Source organism: Candidatus Dormiibacterota bacterium, assembly GCA_035635555.1.
Lineage (GTDB): Bacteria > Acidobacteriota > Polarisedimenticolia > Gp22-AA2 > Gp22-AA2 > Gp22-AA3.
The window spans coordinates 78422-97573 of record DASQAT010000041.1 but is presented as its reverse complement, the minus strand read 5'-3'; the positions used below and the strand labels follow the sequence as shown (position 1 = coordinate 97573).

The following is a 19152-nucleotide window of genomic DNA, read 5'->3' as shown; positions in this document are numbered from 1 at the left end:
TCGATCATGGGAGAGACCGTCATCCGTATCGTCCTCGAGGGCACCGACGCCGCGCTGGCGATGTTGAAAAGGAACGAGTCGATCGTCCTCGACGGTATTGAAAAGGGGATGCGCGATGCCACACTCACGATCCTGGCACGAGTGAAGGTAAGACTGTACGCCGGCCCTCATCCGATGCAACGGCGCGGCGCCGCGGGACTTGCCGGATCCATCACCAGCGACGTCAAGCGCGAAGGTAAATTCATCCGCGGGATCGTCGGCTCTACCATGCCCTACAAGACCGGCTATGCGGCCATCCTCGAGAAGGGCGGCCCGATTCCGGAGATCGTCCCGCGGAAGGGGAAGGCCCTGATGTTCCCGAACACCCAGGGCGTTTCCGGCGGGAGCTACCGGGCGGTCCTGGCGAGCGGTGGCACCATCCGGGCGGCCGTCAATGCGGCGCAGAAGACCAGCCGCAAGACGGGCCAGAGCGAGTGGATCTTCGTCAAGCGCGTCCGCGCCCGCTATCAGCAGGCGTATCCCTACCTGCGGCCGTCCTTCGATGCCGAACGGGACCGGGTCGGGCCGATGATCAGGACTCGCATCATCGAGGCGCTGCGAGCAAAAGGAAAAATCTGAACCGAGATTAACATGGCGAATCTGCAAGAGAGGTGAGCTCATGCCCACGTCCGATGGTGACGCTGATCTTAAGGTAGTCATCAAGGCCCTGCTGGACTCCAAGGGCTTCGAGGAGGCGCAGCTCGCCCTCAAGAAGATGAAGGGCGCCACTGACGATGCGGCGCCGGGCTTTAAGGCGATCAATCAGGAGATCTCCAGGCGCGAGATCAAGGTCTTTACCGCCGAGCTGCTCCAGGGCATCGGCGTGATGCAAGGCGCCGGTGCTGCGGGCCGGGTCGCGGCAGAGGGCTTCGCACTCATGACCGGCGGCATGGGCCTGGTGGTCAACCTGCTCCTGGCGCTGGGGGGGCTCTTCGCCGTCACCGTCATCCCTAAAATCAGCGAGTATTCAAAGGAAAGCGCCGAGGCGAAAAAGAAACAGGACGAGCTGACACAATCGATCATCACGCAGCTTCCCCAGCTCGAGGAGCTGGCCAAGAAGATCGGCAACGTCAACACGGCCCTCGCTGAACAGGTCAAAGCCGTCCGTTCTGAAGCCCTGAAACAACAATCGAGGGAGATCGGCGAGAACACCGGCAAGGTGATCGTCCTCGAACAAAAGTGGGGCGATTTGACCGACAAGATCGCCTACTTCGACAAGCTCCTGAAGACGGCCGCGCCGGGCAGTGCCACAGCAAGCCGCGTCCAGAAGTTGCGGGATGAAGCGGCGGCGACGCTCGACGAGATCAATCGACTGAGCGCCGTCCTGACTGAACAACTCGCCGCCGAGGAGAAGGGCATCATCGTTGAGGATATGCGGAGAACGCAGACCGACAAGGTCACGCAATCAACCAAGGACCGCAAGCAGGCGACCGAGGACCTGATCAAGTTACAGCGGGAAATGGACGCAGCCTTCCGCAGGTCGGACGAGCAGCACTTCAAGGAAGAGCAGTTCCTGACCGATCTCACCACCGCTGAGGGTGAGCGCGGCAAGATGGCGGTCAAGGGCGCGAAGGAAGCCGAAGAGGCCGTCCACAAGAGCACGATGGCATCGGGGAAAGCCGCGCTGCAGGAAGCCAGGCAGGCCGTCGCGGAACGGAAGATGCTCCGCGAGAGGGCGAACGCGGAGCGCCAGTTTCACGAAGACTCGATCGCCTCCGGGGTCCAGGCCGCCGCCGTCTTTGCCGGTCTGTTCACGAAGAACAAGGCGATCAACATCGCAGCCGCCCTGATCGATACCTACGCCGCGGCGGACAAGGCGCTGAATCAGTATCCCGGGCCGCCCTGGACGATCCCGTTCGCCGCCCTGGCCGTGGCCACCGGTCTTGCGAACGTGAAGGCGATCGAGAGCGCCGGCGCTGGGTTCGATGACCCCTTCGCGGATCGGGTCGCGGCGAAGATGGGCCGGAAGTCGGCCGAGGACTTCGCCCGGCACTTTGGAGGAACGTTCTCGCGCGAGCTGCCCGCGGCGATGGCCCAGCAGGTCACGCACAACTACACCACCATCGACCGTGGGATCACGCTGAACACGCAGAACCATTCCATCATCGGCGCGCGCCGCACCGAGCAGCTCAAGCAGCTCAAGCGCGACCTGGTCATCATCGATCGGATGTACAACCGCGGGAAGATCGGGGGATAGCCATGGACGAACCGAAGCCGTTGCAGGAGATGACGTCGGAGGAGTTCTGGAAGGAGCTGGGTCGGCGGGGGGAGGCGGTGGTTGAGATCCTGAAGGAGCTCGAGCGCCGCTATCCCGTGCTTCCCCTCTCCGAATTACTCGCGAAGGGCATACCGCAGATGGAAGGTATCGCCCGGATGCTCGTCGCGCGCGGGATGAGCGGCGAGAAGCACTGACGGTTTGCAGACGTGTGCACCTGAGGTTGACACCACCGGGCCCCGGGCGTATATAGGCCGTGGAGACAGTCATGGCGAACGTCGCGGCTTTTCTTTGTCCGCGTATATCCGAGGCCTCGGATCGGGCAAGCTTGCCTTCGGGCAAGAGGCGCGCCGGCGCTGTGGCTGTCTCCAAACACCGCGACGTCCGGCGCGTCCTTCCCCTCCTTCACCCGCCGGCCGCCGCCCTTCCCCAGGGAGGCCGTCATGCCTGCAACTGCTGAAGACAACGTCGTCCTACTCGATGAAATCCGCCGAGTCAGGGAGCTCGTCGACCCGTCCTTCCGTCTCCTGCCGAAACGGTTCGACAAGGCTGCGCAGGAGTTCATGGTAAGTCACGCGAGCACGCTCCGATCGGACCCCAGGACCATTCGGAGTAATCTCAAGCTGCTCGATGATCACTTCCACGATCGGCTCCTGCACGAGATCACCCCGGCCGACATTCAGCAGATGATCCTGGCGCGGTTGAAAACCGGAGTGTGCCATGCCACGGTCAACCGCCAGCGGGCTATTCTCTCCAGCCTGTTCCGCTGGAGCGTCGAGCAGGGGTACGCAATTGTCAACCCCGTCAAGAACGTCAAGAAATTCAGAGAGAGCGCCGGGCGCACGCGGTTTCTTACGAAGGACGAGACCGAGAGGTTGTTGAAGGCCTGCAAGCCCCACCTTCGAGAGCTCGTCTTCGCCGCGATCTACACCGGCGGCCGCCTGAGCGAACTGCTGAAGCTCCGTTGGTCTGAGGTCAACTGCGAGAGAGGCATCCTGACCTTCCGACGCGAGACCACGAAAAGCGGGAAAGGAAGAACGATCCCGCTGGCGCCGGAGCTGGCCCGCATGCTCCACAACCTTCGAGAGGCCCGCAGGCACCTGACGGACTACGGCTGGGATCCGGATCATGTCTTCACCTACGTGGGCCGGCCGCTCGCGTGTGTCAGGACGGCCTTCATTCACGCCCGCAAGAAGGCCGGCCTCGAGGATGTCCGCTTCCACGACCTGCGCCACTCGTTCGCATCTAACTTCGTCATGAACGGTGGGGACATCTACCGCCTGCAGCGGCTCCTTGGTCACAGCAGCATCAGCCTGACGGAGCGCTACAGCCATCTCTCCGAGGATTTCATGCAGCAAGCGGTGAGCTTCATCGGAATCCCCGGGACCGTGCGCGCGCCGCTCAAGCTCGTCAAGCAGGCTCCGCCGGCCCCGCCCCCGGAGGTCCCACCAAGCGACGCTCACGAGGCGACGGATGTCCAGGAGCCCAAGCAGACCCCCAAGAAGGGGAACGCAGCGGCTCTTCTCGAGGACCTGGTCGCCATTTTCGCGATGGAACATAACCCGCAGATCGCGACAGCGCTCCTCGTCCAACGTCTCACGAAAATGGACCGCTGGGCTTGGATTGGCGATGAGCCGATTGAGGCCGGACGCCAGATCGGCCGGATCCTCCGGGATGTGGGCGTGCGTCCGAGGCAGATCCACTGGAAGGGCGCGAACGAGAAGGGATACAGAGTCGAAGACATCGCGAGCGCCTTCGTCGCGCACGCCAGGGACTGAGGGGAGGCCGCGATGTCCACCGCTGAAATCGATCTCCTGCGCGAGATCCGCAACCTCGTCGATCCCGCGGCTCGAGTTATCGCGCGCACCTTCGACGAAGTCGCCGACGAGTTTAAGGCCGTGCACCTGGTCACGCTCAGAGACCGACGCGGCTCCTACGACAGCACACTCGGGATCCTGCGGCGCTTTTTCTCGGACAAACGATTCCACGAAATAGGAGTCAACGACGTCCAGGCCTTCCGATCCGCCCGGATCCGCCAAGGCGTCAAGGGCTCCACCGTGAACCGCACGTGCGCCATGCTGTCAAAGATGTTCACCTGGGGCACTGAGCGCGGTTACTGTCTCGACAACCCAGTGCGCCGCATTCGAAGGTTCCACGAGTCGCGCGGCAGAGTCCGCTACCTGAAGCCCGAAGAGATCGATCGGCTACTCGCCGAGTGCAAGCCGACGATCCGAACGCCCTGCCTCATGCAGTTCATCATGACGCTCATCTACACGGGCGGCCGGCGCGGCGAGACCCTGCAGCTGAAGTGGCAGGAGATCGACTTCGATCTCGGCACTGTCCGTTTCCGGGCCGAGACGACGAAGAGCGGAGAGAGCCGCGACGTCCCCCTGGCGCGCGAGCTTGCCGACGTGCTCCGTGAATGGCGGAGGATCCAAGAACATTTCGGTCGAGAGGAATACGTCTTCGCGTTCGCCGGGACGCGCGCCGGCGTCATGAGGCAGGCCTTCGAGAAAGCTGTCCGTCGAGCAGGCATCTCGGATTTTCATTACCACGATCTGCGTCACTGCTTCGCGAGCATGTTCGTGCAGAACGGGGGGGACCTCTATCGCCTGAAACAGTACCTCGGGCACAGCTCTATCCAGATGACCGAGAGGTACGCTCACCTGAGCCGACGTCGTCTGCAGGAGGGCCTCGAGTTCATCGGCATCCCGGGTAGGTTGAAACCGGCCACGCCGAAGCGGGCACCCATTATCGCGGATGCTCCACTACCAGCGCCGTCGCTCCTGCCGAGTGCGCCCGCCTCGTGTGTCTCGGATGAATCCCTCGCGCTGCTCGCGGACCTTGCGGCCCTCCTGAAGCGCCGGGGGGGCTCTCTCCCGACGAGCCGCATCCTGGAAGAGATGGGCGCGTCGGCACGGTGGACGAGCCTGAGCGGGCCGAAGATGGACCGCTCCCGGATCCTGGCCGCCATGCTCAGGCCGATGGGGATCCTCGCTGGATGGGTGCAGTCGAACGGGGCGAGCCGGCGCGGCTACCGTCTCGAGGACCTGGCGCCGGCGATCGTCAAGTATCTGAAGAGCTGATCGGACGGGCGGCCCGGCGCGGCTTCGCCCGTCCAGACCACAGACCCGCGCCGGGACATGAGGAGGATCGATGACATCGACGATTCTAGAGATTTTCGCAGGTCGGGCCGGACTCGTGCTCGATCTCATCGGGGCGGTTTATCTCTGGCGCGGCGCGACGCCGCCCGGGTGGCGACCCTCCTATGCGCTCATTGCGCCGAACGACTGGGATCCTGACAAGGACCGGGCTGAATACGAGTCCCTTGCGCGAACTTGGGAACAGCGCAATCGCATCGGGCTTGGTTTCCTGGTCGTTGGGTTTCTGTTTCAGCTCCTCGGCACCTTCGCGGGGAGATAGAGGAGGGGCCGGTCGACCCCGGGACAATTGCCTCTTGACACATCCATTCCGTAGTGACACACTTGGGATCGTATGGCCTACCTGAGAGTGAGCAGGCGAGGGAAGCGGCGCTACTACTACATCGTGGAGGCGCGGCGCAGTAGTGGCACAATCCGACAGAAGGTCCTCGAGTATCTCGGCCGGGACCCTGAGCCGAAGCGGCTCAAGAGGGCGCTGGCCTACTGGGGCGTGAAGGCGATGCCACGGACACAGAGGAAGAACACATGATAGGCGCGCTGGTCTCTCTAGGGGCCGTCGTGTTGGCCTACCTCCTTGGTCGGTACGGGAAGATGAGCGAGTTCAAATTCGGCCTCTTGCAGCAGGCAGCCTCGCTCTACTACAGGTTGACCAGGTCGGGCGCTGAGTATCGCCGAGCACTCGCAGCCTTGCGACGAGTTGCGCCCGCCCCCGAGGAGGCAGGACAAGATCGGTTCTCGTACACGAGAGAGACGAAGGCGCAGTTTGAAATATGCCTTGGCGACGTAGCCGCGGTCTCTGATCTGATGGAACAGTTCTTTGATGAGCCTTCAGTTAGTGAACGCTGGAACGAGATCGCGGCGGCCTTTGAGGAGCTGTGGGAACGAGGCGACTTGCTAACGGCTGACGAGGCATGGGCCGGCAGAATCATGGACCAGTGGAGCGCACTGGTACACAAAGCCGCTTTGGAGTGTAAGCGTCATCCGTGGGAGGGCGCCGCAAGATTGGCCCGACAAATTCTCCGGGGAGAATTGTGAGAGCGAAGCCCGGCAAGGGCGGGAGGTAGAGATGGCGAAGATCATCAAGCGTGGCTCGACCTACTACATCGACTACCGGAGCCCGGCGACCCGGATGGGCAAACGGAAGCGCGTCAAGGTGGGGCCCAGCAAGAGGGACGCGGAGATCCTCCTTGGGCAGCTCCAGGAGCAGGTCGCCCGCGGGATGCACCCGACGCTCGGCACTATCAAGCCGATGCCGTTCGGAGAGGCGGCCGCGCGGTTCATGGTCGAATACGTCAAGGTCACTTCCCGCCGGCCCGAGACCTACCAGGTCCGCCTCGAGCCTCTGTCGAAGCACTTCGGCGACCTGCCGATCGGCTCGATCACGAGGGCGGAGGTCAACCGTTACCGCACCCTCCGGCTGCAACAGCCGAAGCTCAAGAGGGGAGCCGGGACCGTCTCCAAGTCCACCGTCAACCGCGAGGTCGCCTTCCTATCGCGCCTGTTTACCTGGGCCCGGGACGAGGCGGGGATCTTCGCCGGGGACAATCCTTGCCGGCGACTGCGGTTCGACGAGCCCGAGCCCGACGAGGATCACTACCTTACGCCCGAGCAGGCGGACAAGCTGATTGCGGCCGCGGCGCCGCACGCGAAACCGATCCTCGGGCTCATGTTCGAGGTGTGCTCCCGCAAGACCGAGACCCTTATGCTCGAGTGGTCCGACGTCGACCTGACGCCAGGGGCGGAGCGCGTGACGTTTAAGGCCGAGAGCACGAAGTCGGGGAAGGCGAGGACCGTCCCGTTGACGCCGGTCGCCATCGCCATCCTCCGCGAGCTCGGGCGGGTTCGGTTCACGTCACACAACCGGGTGTTCACGCACCGCGGGCGGCCGATCACGAGGATCGACAGCGCCTGGAAGACGGCGCGCAAGAATGCCGGACTTCCATCGTGGGTCACGCCACACACGACCAGGCACACCGGGGCGACATGGTTCCGACAGAACAACGGCGATCTGTTCCGGCTCAAGGACATCCTCGGGCATTCGGACATCCGGCTGACCGAGCGGTACGCGAAGGCGTCCCCGGACTACCAGCGGGAGAGCCTGGCCTACATGGGCCGGCCGAAGGCGCAGGAGGAGTCACGTGGACAAGGCGTGGACACGAATCGCGGCAGCGATGCCTCGAACGCCGCGTCCTGAGCATGTCTCACGCGATTTCAATAGGGGATACTCGTTGAAGTCATCGACAGTCAAGCGGTCCAGAAACCCGGGTCAAGGACATCTTCACCTGAGCGCCCCCGCCGGCACCCGATCGACGTTCCTGCGCGCCAGACTCGTCGTCCCGCCCGCGCTCGAAGAGCAGGCGGTTGCGGCGCTGTGGGAGAACGGCTGTCTCGGCATCCAGATCGTCGCGTCCGGCTCGGTGCCGCGCCTGACGCTCGACGCGTACTTCCCGGGCCGGGCGGGAGCGAGGCGGCTCGGCGGCCGCCTGCAAACCGCCCTGCTGGGCGCCGGACTGGCCCCGCCCGGACGCTTTCGTCTGCGCTCGGTCGGGCCCGGTCGCTGGGTCGAGAGGTGGCAGAGAACGCTGCGGCCGATGGTCATCGGGACTTTCCTGGTGGTGCCGGAGGGGTGCGGAGTCCCCGCGCGGAGACCCGGCCGCCACACACTGCGGGTGCGATTCGGCCAGGCGTTCGGGACGGGCGAACATGCCTCCACCCGCCTCTGCCTGCGACTCCTGCAGCGGCACCTCGCTGTCGGACAGCGTGTCGCCGACCTGGGTGCGGGCAGCGGGATCCTGGCGATGGCCGCCCGTCGTCTCGGAGCCGGACGCGTGGTCGCGATCGATACCGACAGGGTGGCGCTGTCGGTGGCGCGCCTCAACCTCAAAGACAACGGGTTGTCGGGACTCATCGAGCTGGTGTGCGCAGATGCTTCGGAGGCGGCGCGCTACGGCCCGTTCGACCTCCTGCTGGTCAACATCGGTGCCGCGACCATAGGCAGAATTATTCCGGCTATCCACGCCGCCCTGGCGCCGGGCGGGCACGCCATCCTCGCAGGGATCCTGGTGGACGACGAAGTCGACCTCATGCGGGCCGCCCGGCGGCATCGCTTCGCTCTCGTCGACAGACGGCGCTCCCGGCCCTGGTCGGCCCTGGTGCTGCGCCGAAGCGGCCCTGAACGCCGCGGGACGTCAGGGGCGTCTTGATATCGTTTCACTCCCTGCCTTATACTCGGACGACACCTGAACGCACACGCGCCTCCGAGGGGAGATCAGGATGGCCTTCACGAAGGCCGAGACGATCTGGATGAATGGACGCCTGATTCCCTGGGAGCAGGCGACCGTGCACGTCCTGTCCCACGTCATCCACTACGGCTCGTGCATCTTCGAAGGGATGCGCTGCTACAAGACGCAGCGTGGTCCGGCCGTGTTCCGCCTGCGCGACCACGTCGACCGGCTGTTCGACGGCTGCAAGATCTACAGGATGGAGATCCCGTACACGCGCGAGCAGATCGAGTCGGCGATCCTCGATACGGTCCGTTCCAACCGGCTGGAGGCCTGCTACATCCGCCCCCTGGTCTATCGGGGATACGAGTCGCTCGGGGTCGATCCGTTTCCATGTCCCATCGATGTCGCGGTCGCGGCCTACCCCTGGGGTTCTTACCTGGGCAAGGATGCGGCGGAGAAGGGTGTCGACGTGATGGTCTCCTCCTGGCGCCGTCAGGCCCCGGACACGCTGCCCGCCATGGCCAAGGCGAGCGCCAACTACATGAACTCGCAGCTCATCAAGATGGAGGCGCTGGTGAACGGCTACGCCGAGGGGATAGCACTCGACGCCACCGGCTTCGTCAGCGAAGGAAGCGGCGAGAACCTCTTCCTGGTCAAGAAGGGGGTCCTGTACACGCCGCCGCTGACCGCTTCGATTCTCCCCGGCATCACGCGGCAGTCGGTCCTCCAGCTCGCCCAGGATCTCAAGATCCAGGTGATCGAGCGCAGCCTGCCGCGGGAGTCGCTCTACATCGCGGACGAGGTCTTCTTCGTGGGCACGGCCGCCGAGGTGACGCCGATCCGCACGATCGATCGGATGACGATCGGCCGGGCCAGGAAGGGTGAGATCACCTCGCGGATCCAGTCTGATTTCAAATCGATCACGTCCGGCCAGATCGAGGATCGCCACCACTGGCTTTCCCCCCTGCAGTAGGCGCCTGTCCGCTCGGAAGTCCCGCCCACCCCTGCCTGCGTAACAGTCAGAAAACAAGCCGGTTTCTTGACTTCGCACCGCGCGGAACCTAGATTCCACGCGTCGTCACGGGGGCCGGTTTCCCCCCAGGGGAGCAGCGGCAACTCCATGCACGTCAACGACCTGCTCAAGATTGCGACGGAGCGCCGGGCGTCGGACCTGCATCTCAAGGTCGGCAGCCACCCCGTCATCCGCGTGAACGGCCGCCTCACCCCCCTCAGCGAGCTGAATCGCATGTCGCAGGAGGACACCATTGCCATGGCGTTCAGCATCATGAGCGGACGCCAGAAGCAGAAATTCAAGGACCACTTCGAGATCGACCTGGCGTACTCGGTCCCGGGCCTGGGGCGTTTCCGCGTCAACGTGTTCCAGCAGCGCGGCACCGTCGGGCTGGTGCTGCGCGTCATCCCGGCCAAGATCCTGAGCATCGAGGATCTGCTGCTGCCGCCCGTCCTGAAGACCATCGCCGACGAGCGTCGCGGGCTGATCCTGGTCACCGGGACCACCGGATCGGGAAAATCGACCTGTCTGGCCGCCATGATCGACTACATCAACCAGCAGCGCACCGAGCACGTCATGACGATCGAGGACCCGATCGAGTTCCTGCACCGCGACAAGAAGAGCCTGGTGAACCAGCGCGAGGTCGAGGTCGACACGAAATCGTTCGCGACGGCCCTGCGTTCGGCCCTGCGGCAGGATCCCGACGTCATCCTGGTCGGCGAGATGCGCGACTACGAGACGATCGAGACGGCTTTGACCGCGGCCGAGACCGGGCACCTGGTGTTCTCGACCCTCCACACCCTCGACGCCACCGAGACGATCAATCGCGTCATCTCGGTCTTCCCTCCGCACCAGCAGAAGCAGATCCGGCTGCAGCTCGCGAGCGTCCTGAAGGCGGTCATTTCGATGCGCCTGCTGCCGCGCGCCGACGGCAACGGCCGGGTGCCTGGCGTCGAAGTCCTGCGGATCACCAACTTCGTGCGCGACTGCATCGAGAACAAGGACAAGACCAAGCTGATCCACGAGGCGATCGCCCAGGGCACGTCGCAGTACGGCATGCAGACCTTCGACCAGTCGATCTTCCAGCTCTTCAAGAAGGAGCTGATCACCATGGAGGAGGCGCTGCGCCGCGCCACCAACCCGGACGAGTTCAAGCTCAAGCTGCAGGGGATCGAATCGACGGCGGACGTGGCGCAGCGCGAGATGGAGAGCACCCTCAAGTCCGGCTTCGAGAACGCGGCGGGCGCCGCGGGCGCCGCGGGCGGCTCGGTGTTCGACCTGTCGCGCGCCCACGGCGCGGGCGGCCCGCGCAAGAAGTAACCTGCCCCATGCGGGCCGCTCCGGCTCTTCGCTCCGAATCCCCACTCCTCCCGCCCCGGCACCCGCGGGCGCGTGGCGACGCGCGGACGCGACGGCTTGCTATAATGGCGCCCCTTCGAGGACGAGCCATGCCGCTTCACAAGCCGAGCGCCGCCTGGATCCGCGAGGAATTCCTGCGTTTCTTCGAGGAGCGCGGGCACCAGCGCGTCCCCTCCTCCTCCCTCATACCGGCGCAGGATCCGACCCTCCTGTTCACCAACGCGGGGATGAATCAGTTCAAGGACGTGTTCCTGGGGCGGGAGACGCGGCCCTACCGGCGCGCGGCCAGCTCGCAGAAGTGCATGCGCGTCTCGGGCAAGCACAACGATCTGGAGCAGGTCGGACGGACGCCGCGGCATCACACCTTCTTCGAGATGCTGGGGAACTTCTCGTTCGGCGACTACTTCAAGAAGGACGCGATCGAATATGCCTGGGATCTGATGACCCGTGTCTTCGCGCTCCCCAAGGGGAAGCTGTGGGTGACGATCTACCTGGATGACGAGGAGTCGTTCGGGGTCTGGAGCGGGACGATCGGCGTCCCCGGGGACCGGATCATCCGTCTGGGCGAGAAGGACAACTTCTGGTCGATGGGGGACACCGGACCGTGCGGGCCGTGCTCGGAGATCCACTTCGACCGCGCCGGCGCGTGCGCGGAGGGACGCAAGGACTGCAACCCCGGACACGACTGCGGCCGCTTCATGGAGCTGTGGAACCTCGTGTTCATGCAGTTCGACCGGCAGCCGGGGGGAGAACTCCGGCCCCTGGCCAAAACGGGTGTCGACACCGGCATGGGCCTCGAGCGGATCGCCTCGGTCCTGCAGGGGGTCGCCGGCAACTACGAGACCGACCTCTTCAGGCCGATCGTGGACGCCGCGAAGCGGCTGGCGGCGAAGGAGGGGGGGTGGAAGGACTCAGGCAAGAAGGACGACACCGTCGCCCTCCACGTCATCGCCGACCACGTCCGCGCCATGACGTTCCTGATCTCGGACGGCGCCGTCCCGAGCAACGACGGTCGGGGATACGTGCTGCGGAGAATCATGCGCCGGGCGATGCGCTTCGGCCGGACCCTCGGGATCGAGAGACCGTTCCTGTGCGATCTCTCCGGGACCGTCATCGACATCATGAAGGACCCGTATGAGGACCTGGTGGCCCATCGCGACCTCATCGCGCAGACGGCGCGCCGCGAGGAAGAGCGCTTCGCCTCGACGCTGGCGGTGGGGCTGGTCAAGGTCGAAGATCTCGCGCGCGGCCTGAGCGCCGGGAAGAAGGCGGTCCTGCCCGGTCCCGAGGCCTTCCGCCTGTACGACACCTTCGGGATCCCTCTCGATCTGATCCGGGACGTCGCCCACGGCTGGCATCTCACGGTCGACGAGGCCGGGTTCGAGAAGGCGATGGACGAGCAGCGGGAGCGATCGCGCCGGGGGATGAAGGAGATCGCCTCCGCCGTGCCCGCGGTCGCCGCGCGCCTGCCGGTCCGGACCACCGATTTCGTCGGCTACGCTGCGACGATCGTGCAGGAGGCGCGCGTCCTGGCGATCGTCCGCGACGACACTCTCCTGGACGAGTTGGGCGCGGGAGAGGAGGGCCAGATCCTCCTCGACCGGACGCCGTTCTACGCCGAGGGGGGCGGGCAGGTCGGCGACACGGGGTACCTGACGTCCTCGACCGGCGTGGCCTTCGTGCGCGACACGCAGGCGCCCCTGCCCGGGTTGAACCTGCACTCGGTCGAGCTGCGCGAGGGCCGGCTGCGCGTCGGCGACGCGGTGCGCGCCGAGGTGGACGCGTCGCGGCGGGACGCTGTGATGCGCAGCCATGACGCCACCCACCTTCTGCACGCCGCGTTGCGCGACATCGTCGGCCTGCACGTGAAGCAGGCCGGATCCCTGGTGAATCCCGACCGTTTCCGCTTCGACTTCAGCCACTACGCCGCCCTGTCGGACGACATCCTGGCCCAGGTCGAGGACGAGGTGAACGACGTCATCCGCCAGGACCTTCCGATCAAGACCAGTGTCATGCCCATCGACGAGGCGCTCCGCAAGGGGGCGCTGGCCTTCTTCGGAGACAAGTACGGGGACGTGGTGCGGGTGGTCGAGGTGCCCGGATTCAGCATCGAGCTGTGCGGCGGCACGCACGCCTCGTCGACGGGCTCGATCGGTCTCCTGAAGGTCGCGCAGGAGCGCGGCATCGCCGCCGGGGTCCGGCGCATCGAGGCGCTGGCAGGCCGGCTGGCCCTGCGCGAGGCGCGCGCCGACAAGGCGCTCGTGGAGACCGTGCAGTCGGCTCTGAACGTCGAGAAGCCGAAAGTGCACGAGACGCTCGTCCGTCTCCTGGAGCAGAACCGTTCCCTGCAGCGCGAGATCGAACGCCTCAAGGTGACGATGGCGGCCGGCGGACCCGGCGGAGCGGAGGAGGACGTCCGGGAGGCGGCCGGGATCAAGGTGCTGGTGCGCGGGCCTCAGGAGGGTCTGGACAAGGACGCGGTGCGGGCGCTCGTGGACGCGAGTCGCCGGCGCCTGCCCTCGGGCGTCATCGTCCAATGGGCGGTGCGCGATGAGCGCGTCACCGTGACCGCGTCGGTCAGCCGGGACCTCATCCCGCCGCTGCACGCCGGAGACATCGTGCAGGAGCTGGCCCGTCTGTTCGACGGCCGGGGAGGCGGCAGGCCGGACATGGCCGAGGCGGGCGGCAGGAGTCCCGCGGATCTGAAAGCGGTACGGGATCGTACGCTCGAGATCGTCGAAACGGTCATCCGCAGGGTGGGTGCGGCCCGATGAGACAGGCCGCCTGCCTCATCCTGGCCGCGGCCGGTCTCATCGCCCCGATCCTCGCAGGGGACGACATCTACTATCGCCGCAACGCCGACGGCTCCCTGGTCCTCACCAACGTGCCCGACCGTGCGGATCTGCGCGCCTACACCGGGCACGGCCCGCTGCCGGTGACCCGCTCCGGCGAGGAGTTCCGCGAGCTCATCTACAGGACGGCGGTCAAGCACGGCATCCATCCCGATCTGGTGTTCGCGGTCGCCGCGGTCGAGTCGAATTTCAACTCGCGCGCGGTCTCCGAGAAGGGCGCCCAGGGGCTGATGCAGCTGATGCCCGACACGGCCGCGCGATTCGGCGTCTCCGATCCGTTCAACCCGGCCGACAATGTCCTCGGCGGCGTGCGCTACATGCGCTATCTGCTGGACCTGTTCAAGGGGGACTCGCGCCTGGCGCTGGCGGCCTACAACGCGGGCGAGAACGCCGTCCTGGCCACGGGTTCGGTCCCGCCGTATCCCGAGACCCGCCGCTATGTCGCGCGGATTCTCAAGATGTTCGGCGGCAAGAAGCCGCTGCTGCTGGCGGCGCCCCCCAGGACGGTGCCGTTGGCGATCCCGACACCGCAGCCGATCCACTCGTACACCGACGCCGCCGGTGTCGTGCACTTCACCGACGGGGCGCCGCCGAGCCCGCAGCCGTCCCCTGCGGCGGGACCCTAGGGCCGCTTGAAGGAGCCGCGCCTGATCCCGCGGCCGGGATGGCATCGTGATTGACGCAGGCGATCCACGGGAATTCGCACGCCGCATCCCCAAAGCGGAAATCCACCTTCATCTGGAGGGTGCGGTCGAGCTCCCGACTCTCTTGCGGATCGCGGGCGTGACGGGAGGGCAGGCCGACGACGCGACGCGCGGGCGGCTGGCCGGTCTCTACCGGCACCGCGACTTCCCGGACTTCCTGCAGAACTTCCGGCGGCTGTGCGCAGAGCTGCGCCGGCCGGAGGATTTCGCGACGATCGTCGACGATCTGTCCCGTCGCCTGCAGGACGACAACATCCGCTACGCCGAGGTGTTCTGTTCCCCGATCATCTTCCGGCGCGCCGGCGGTCTGTCGGCCGATGAGATCCTCGACGCGGCGAGCCGTTCGGCCCGGCGCCGCGAGCGGGACGGGGGGCCGCGACTGCGCTTCCTGCTCGACGGCGTCCGCCAGTTCGGCATCGAAGGCATGGAGGAGGTCGTGCAGAGCGCCGCGGCCTGCAGGCAGTATGACGTGATCGGCATCGGAATGGGCGGGGACGAGAAGGCTCTGCCGACCGCCGCCTTCGCGGGTCCCTATCGGGAGGCCCGCCGTCTGGGCTTGCGCACGACCGTGCACGCGGGGGAGTTCGATGGTCCGCGCTCGGTGTGGGAGGCGATCGACGTCCTGGGGGCCGAGCGCGTCGGCCACGGCGTCCGGGCGCTGGAGGACCCGGTCCTCGTCGGCGTCCTGAGGGAACGCGGTGTCCCTTTGGAGTGCTGCCCGACGAGCAACATCAGGACCGGAACCGTGCGCGGCTGGGAGACGCATCCGATCGGAGACCTGCACCGCGCAGGCGTCAGGATCTCGGTCAACAGCGACGACCCGGCCCTGTTCTCGACGAGTCTCGTGGATGAGTGGGCCGTCCTGATCACACGTCTCGGCTTCACGAAGGAAGAGGTGCTGGCGATCGGCATGCGTACCGCCCGCGCAACCTTCCTGCCGGAGATCGAGCAGGAAGCGCTCGCCAGCGAGATGGCGCGCGCCGGCCGTGAGGCGGGAGTGAGCCCGTGAGATCACCCGGGCGGCCCGCGGCCCTCGCGCTCACGGCGCTGGCGGCTCTGTTCATCCTTCTCCTCCTCGCCCTGCTCCAGCCGGCCGGGGGACTCCAGGGGCGGTACCTGGTCGCGGGGCAGGGAGGCGTCGAGGCGCCGGTCCACGAGAGGGTCGACCCGCAGATCAATTTCTCCGTTCCGCAGAGGCTCGACGCGGCCTACGTCTTTCATTGGAACCAGAGCCGGCTGGGGGACTTCCCGCGGGACTCCATGCCGCCGTATCACATCCACTGGAGCGGGCTGCTCCTGGCGCCGCGCGCCGGGACCTACGGGTTCGCGCTCGACGTTCACGGGGACGCCCATCTGTCGATCGACGGAGCTCCGGTCGAGACCCAGCCGGACACCGTCACCGAGCGACCCCTCACCGCCGGCTGGCACGCGCTGGCGCTCGACTACAGTCTCGCGCTGCAGGGGGACGCGCACCTGGTGCTCTCCTGGAAGCCGCCGGGAGAAACCCTCCGTCCGGTCCCCTCCGGAAACCTCGCTCCGGACCAGGACGCCGTCGCCCGGGCCCGCGTCCGCCGCGCGATCGGCTTCCTCCTGCTCGCGGCCGCGGCGGTCGCTGTCGCGGTCCTCGCGTTCCTGGCCCGCAGGGAGGGCAGCGCCGCGGCGCGACTCGTGACCATCCTCCGGGCCGAGCGCGTCACGCTGGCGCTCGGCGGCATCATCATTCTGGGGGCGATGCTGCGCTTCCACGATTACGCCCTGGTCCCGTTCCATCACGAGACGGCCGACGAATACCAGCACGCCTGGGAAGGGTGGACGCTCCTGCACGACGGTGTGCCGAAGGCCTGGAGCACCTTTCCCGACCGGTACCCGATGGAGCAGACCCGTGACTTCCGCTGGTTCGGCGACCGGTACGTCCTGGTGTGGCCCTATTTCGATCATCCGCCCCTGTTCTCGATCCTCGTGGGGGTCGTGGTGTCGCTCGCGCAGCCCGCGACCTACCTGCCGCCCTGGGACTTCCTGTCGTGCACCCTTCCCGTCATGCGGATCGTGCCGATCGTCCTCAGCCTGATCGGGATTCTCCTGCTGTACCGCGTGGCGAGGGAGTACGGAGCCTCGGAACGGGCGGCGCTCCTCGGCGCGCTGGTCTACGCCACCCTGCCGGTGATCGTCCTGGCGCACAGGCTGGTGAAGGCGGAGAGTCTCCTGTCGATCCTGTTCCTGGGCGCCATCCTCGCGGTCCAGAGACACGATCGATCCGGGCGGGCGCGCGACGCCGTCCTCGCGGGAGCGCTCTCGGGGCTGTCCATCTGGAGCAAGGCGACCGGCATCGCCGTTCTCGTCGTCGTGCTGGTGCTGCTCCTGTCCCGCCGCCGCTACCGCGGCGCGCTCCTCGCGCTCGGCGCGGCGTGCGGCTGCGTCCTTCTCTATCTCCTGTACGCCTGGGCGCTCGACTTCGGCATCTTCCTGAAAATCATCGAGGCGCAGTCGACGACCAAGTGGGTCGGGCCGGAGTCGCTGCAGGACCTCCTCGCAGGCAAGGTCGTCGTCAAATACTTCGGCCGGGGCTGGTACCTCTGGCTCCTGCTGTGCGCCGCCATCGCCGCGCTGCGCCGCGAGCGCGCCCTCCTCGTCCCGGTGGCGGTCTACGCCACGGTCATCGCCCTGACCGCCGATCTCCGGGTGATCTACGGCTGGTACAGGATCCCGCTCTACCCGTTCCTGTGCGTCGCGGCGGGGATCGTGCTGGAGGAGATGCTCGTCGAGGCCGATCTCTTCCGCGCGTTCCCGTTCGCGATCACGGCCGTATCGACAGGCGTGCTGTATGCCCTCCCCGAGTGGGCCTCGGGAAGCGAATCGGGCAGGCTCGCGGTCTACGCCTTCGCGCTGTGCGCCCTGGCGCCGTTCCTCGTGCGCCTGGCGTTCGAGCGACCGCTGACCGCCCGTCTGGCGCGCGCCTCGACGTGGTTCCTCCTCCTGGTGTTCCTCTTCACCAGCCTGAAGAGCGTCGACGGCCTGCTCGAAATCTATTCCGCCACGCGCGGCGGCCGCTGAGGCACGGCGACCTTCCTGCCGCCGTCGCGTGTCGGTCTCCGCAGACGATCCGTCCCCGCCCGGATCAGACGTTCCACCTCGGCAGCGGAGCGCGCCTCGCAATACACCCTCAAGAGGGGCTCGGTGCCGGACCCGCGGAACAGGATCCAGCCCGCGTCGCCCAGCAGGAGCTTGACGCCGTCCAGGGTGTCGACCCCCGTCACCGCAAGGCCCGCGAGCCGCGCCGGCGGGTCCTGCCGCAGACGCGCCACCGCCTGGCGCGCCGCCTCGACGGGCGTCGACAGGTCGACGCGACGGTAGAAGAACCGTCCGTACTCCTTCTCCATCGCCGTGATGCGCCTGGATAGACTGGGGTCCCCCGTCGAGAGCATCTCGAGGAGGAGGAGTCCGATCAGGATCCCGTCGCGCTCCGGCAGAAACCCCTTGACGCCGATGCCGCCGCTTTCCTCGCCGCCGATGAGGACGTCCTGCTCCCGCATCAGCTTCGCGACGTGCTTGAAGCCGACCGGCAGGTCGTAGAACGGCAGGCCGAAGCGGCGGGCGATCCGCTCCGCGACCAGGGTGTTCGCGAAGGTGCGGGCGATGGCGCCGCGCCACTTCTTGTGCTCGATCAGGTGCAGGGCCACGAGCGCGAACACCTGGAACGGGGACAGGACGCGTCCGGTCTCGTCGCACGCGGCGATCCGGTCGCCGTCGCCGTCGGTGGCGATGCCGATGTGGGCTCGCAGCCGGACCACCGCCTGACGCAACGGCCCCAGGTTGTCGGGGAGCGGCTCGGGCGCCCGGCCGCCGAACATCGGGTCGGGCTCCCAGCGGACCGTCGTGACCCGGACGCGTCCGGGGCGCACCAGGTCCTCCAGGATCCGCCCGCCGCTGCCGTGCATGCTGTCGACCACGGCGCGCACCGGGTTCCTGCGGATGAGCGCGAGATCGACCACCGACCGGAGGCGTGGAACGTACGCCGGCAGGAACGACCGGCGGCTTCCAGAAACGGCCCCGGAGCGCGGAGGTGTTCGACCCAGGAGCGCCTCGACTCGCGTCGTCAGCTCGGGAGGAGCGCTGCCGCCGAAGGCGGCCTTGATCTTGAATCCGTTGTACTCCGGCGGGTTGTGGCTGGCGGTGATGCACACGCCGAGCGGAGCTCCGCCCGCGACGACCTGGCAGGAGACCATCGGCGTCGTGACCGGCCCGTCGGGAAGGATCGCGGGAACGCCGTTCCCTTCGAGCACGGCGGCGACGGTCTCGGCGAACCGGGGGCCCAGGAAACGGACGTCGTGGCCGACCGGCACGGGGGCGCGCGCCCCGCCGTCCTCCTGGAGCAGATCCGCGACGGCCTGGGACACGGCGCGCACGTTGTCGAAGGTGAATCCGTCCGCGACCACAGCGCGCCAGCCATCGGTGCCGAAACGAATCGCCATGTCGTGCCCGATCCTCTTCGCGCCTGCCGCGGCGCGCCGATGGGTCGTCGAGTCCCGTTGACCGTAGCGCGGGCCGTGTGCTAGGTTCGGATTGCCCCGCCTTGAGCGACGGCCGGT

Annotated in this window: 17 protein-coding genes; 16 read left to right on the top strand and 1 reads right to left on the bottom strand. The window is 66.8% G+C overall.

Going from position 1 to position 19152, the window contains the following annotated elements; all coding sequences use genetic code 11:
- Positions 1–6 precede the first annotated feature (6 nt).
- From VEW47_11755 to VEW47_11680, 16 genes are all read left to right on the top strand, one after another.
- A complete protein-coding gene (locus VEW47_11755; GenBank protein HYS05857.1) occupies positions 7–618 on the top strand; it encodes a hypothetical protein in 612 nt (203 codons plus the stop codon).
- Between the two features lie 40 nt (positions 619–658).
- Positions 659–2236 carry a hypothetical protein gene (locus tag VEW47_11750; GenBank protein HYS05856.1) on the top strand — a complete coding sequence of 526 codons (1578 nt, stop codon included), beginning with the start codon at positions 659–661 and terminating at the stop codon, positions 2234–2236.
- Between the two features lie 2 nt (positions 2237–2238).
- Positions 2239–2451 (top strand): hypothetical protein, encoded by a 213-nt coding sequence (locus VEW47_11745; GenBank protein ID HYS05855.1) that lies wholly within the window; start codon positions 2239–2241, stop codon positions 2449–2451.
- Positions 2452–2697: 246 nt separating this feature from the next.
- The gene (locus VEW47_11740) at positions 2698–4032 is read left to right on the top strand and encodes a site-specific integrase (protein HYS05854.1); all 1335 of its coding nucleotides are present in this window, start codon (positions 2698–2700) and stop codon (positions 4030–4032) included.
- Between the two features lie 12 nt (positions 4033–4044).
- Positions 4045–5340 carry a site-specific integrase gene (locus tag VEW47_11735; protein HYS05853.1) on the top strand — a complete coding sequence of 432 codons (1296 nt, stop codon included), beginning with the start codon at positions 4045–4047 and terminating at the stop codon, positions 5338–5340.
- A 70-nt stretch (positions 5341–5410) separates the two neighbouring features.
- Positions 5411–5677 (top strand): hypothetical protein, encoded by a 267-nt coding sequence (locus VEW47_11730; GenBank protein ID HYS05852.1) that lies wholly within the window; start codon positions 5411–5413, stop codon positions 5675–5677.
- Between the two features lie 87 nt (positions 5678–5764).
- Positions 5765–5944: a hypothetical protein gene (locus VEW47_11725; GenBank protein ID HYS05851.1), complete on the top strand. Its 180-nt coding sequence runs from the start codon at positions 5765–5767 to the stop codon at positions 5942–5944.
- A complete protein-coding gene (locus tag VEW47_11720) occupies positions 5941–6450 on the top strand; it encodes a hypothetical protein (protein ID HYS05850.1) in 510 nt (169 codons plus the stop codon). The genes VEW47_11725 and VEW47_11720 overlap by 4 nt, the downstream gene beginning before the upstream one ends.
- A 31-nt stretch (positions 6451–6481) precedes the next feature.
- Complete coding sequence (locus VEW47_11715; protein HYS05849.1) at positions 6482–7609, top strand: site-specific integrase; 1128 nt, start codon at positions 6482–6484, stop codon at positions 7607–7609.
- A gap of 34 nt (positions 7610–7643) precedes the next feature.
- Entirely contained in the window at positions 7644–8618 is a 975-nt protein-coding gene (locus VEW47_11710; GenBank protein HYS05848.1) for a 50S ribosomal protein L11 methyltransferase, read from the top strand.
- A gap of 70 nt (positions 8619–8688) precedes the next feature.
- Entirely contained in the window at positions 8689–9612 is a 924-nt protein-coding gene (locus VEW47_11705) for a branched-chain amino acid transaminase (GenBank protein HYS05847.1), read from the top strand.
- A gap of 147 nt (positions 9613–9759) precedes the next feature.
- A complete protein-coding gene (locus tag VEW47_11700) occupies positions 9760–10971 on the top strand; it encodes a type IV pilus twitching motility protein PilT (protein HYS05846.1) in 1212 nt (403 codons plus the stop codon).
- Between the two features lie 128 nt (positions 10972–11099).
- The gene (alaS, locus tag VEW47_11695) at positions 11100–13784 is read left to right on the top strand and encodes an alanine--tRNA ligase (protein ID HYS05845.1); all 2685 of its coding nucleotides are present in this window, start codon (positions 11100–11102) and stop codon (positions 13782–13784) included.
- Entirely contained in the window at positions 13781–14488 is a 708-nt protein-coding gene (locus tag VEW47_11690) for a lytic transglycosylase domain-containing protein (GenBank protein HYS05844.1), read from the top strand. The genes alaS and VEW47_11690 overlap by 4 nt, the downstream gene beginning before the upstream one ends.
- A 46-nt stretch (positions 14489–14534) precedes the next feature.
- Positions 14535–15575 carry an adenosine deaminase gene (gene add / locus VEW47_11685; protein ID HYS05843.1) on the top strand — a complete coding sequence of 347 codons (1041 nt, stop codon included), beginning with the start codon at positions 14535–14537 and terminating at the stop codon, positions 15573–15575.
- A complete protein-coding gene (locus tag VEW47_11680) occupies positions 15572–17617 on the top strand; it encodes a glycosyltransferase family 39 protein (protein HYS05842.1) in 2046 nt (681 codons plus the stop codon). The genes add and VEW47_11680 overlap by 4 nt, the downstream gene beginning before the upstream one ends.
- Here VEW47_11680 and VEW47_11675 read toward each other — a convergent pair.
- The gene (locus VEW47_11675) at positions 17590–19035 is read right to left on the bottom strand and encodes a phosphoglucomutase/phosphomannomutase family protein (protein ID HYS05841.1); all 1446 of its coding nucleotides are present in this window, start codon (positions 19033–19035) and stop codon (positions 17590–17592) included. The genes VEW47_11680 and VEW47_11675 overlap by 28 nt on opposite strands.
- Positions 19036–19152: the final 117 nt, after the last annotated feature.

Excerpts from the sequence above, each read along its gene's own strand:
- VEW47_11690 (HYS05844.1), top strand. The coding sequence starts at position 13,781 with ATGAGACAGGCCGCCTGCCTCATCCTGGCCGCGGCCGGTCTCATCGCC.
- VEW47_11700 (HYS05846.1), top strand. The coding sequence starts at position 9,760 with ATGCACGTCAACGACCTGCTCAAGATTGCGACGGAGCGCCGGGCGTCG.
- VEW47_11755 (HYS05857.1), top strand. The coding sequence starts at position 7 with ATGGGAGAGACCGTCATCCGTATCGTCCTCGAGGGCACCGACGCCGCG.
- VEW47_11730 (HYS05852.1), top strand. The coding sequence starts at position 5,411 with ATGACATCGACGATTCTAGAGATTTTCGCAGGTCGGGCCGGACTCGTG.
- VEW47_11675 (HYS05841.1), bottom strand. The coding sequence starts at position 19,035 with ATGGCGATTCGTTTCGGCACCGATGGCTGGCGCGCTGTGGTCGCGGAC.
- VEW47_11735 (HYS05853.1), top strand. The coding sequence starts at position 4,045 with ATGTCCACCGCTGAAATCGATCTCCTGCGCGAGATCCGCAACCTCGTC.
- VEW47_11750 (HYS05856.1), top strand. The coding sequence starts at position 659 with ATGCCCACGTCCGATGGTGACGCTGATCTTAAGGTAGTCATCAAGGCC.
- alaS (HYS05845.1), top strand. The coding sequence starts at position 11,100 with ATGCCGCTTCACAAGCCGAGCGCCGCCTGGATCCGCGAGGAATTCCTG.
- VEW47_11720 (HYS05850.1), top strand. The coding sequence starts at position 5,941 with ATGATAGGCGCGCTGGTCTCTCTAGGGGCCGTCGTGTTGGCCTACCTC.
- VEW47_11705 (HYS05847.1), top strand. The coding sequence starts at position 8,689 with ATGGCCTTCACGAAGGCCGAGACGATCTGGATGAATGGACGCCTGATT.
- VEW47_11745 (HYS05855.1), top strand. The coding sequence starts at position 2,239 with ATGGACGAACCGAAGCCGTTGCAGGAGATGACGTCGGAGGAGTTCTGG.
- VEW47_11715 (HYS05849.1), top strand. The coding sequence starts at position 6,482 with ATGGCGAAGATCATCAAGCGTGGCTCGACCTACTACATCGACTACCGG.
- VEW47_11740 (HYS05854.1), top strand. The coding sequence starts at position 2,698 with ATGCCTGCAACTGCTGAAGACAACGTCGTCCTACTCGATGAAATCCGC.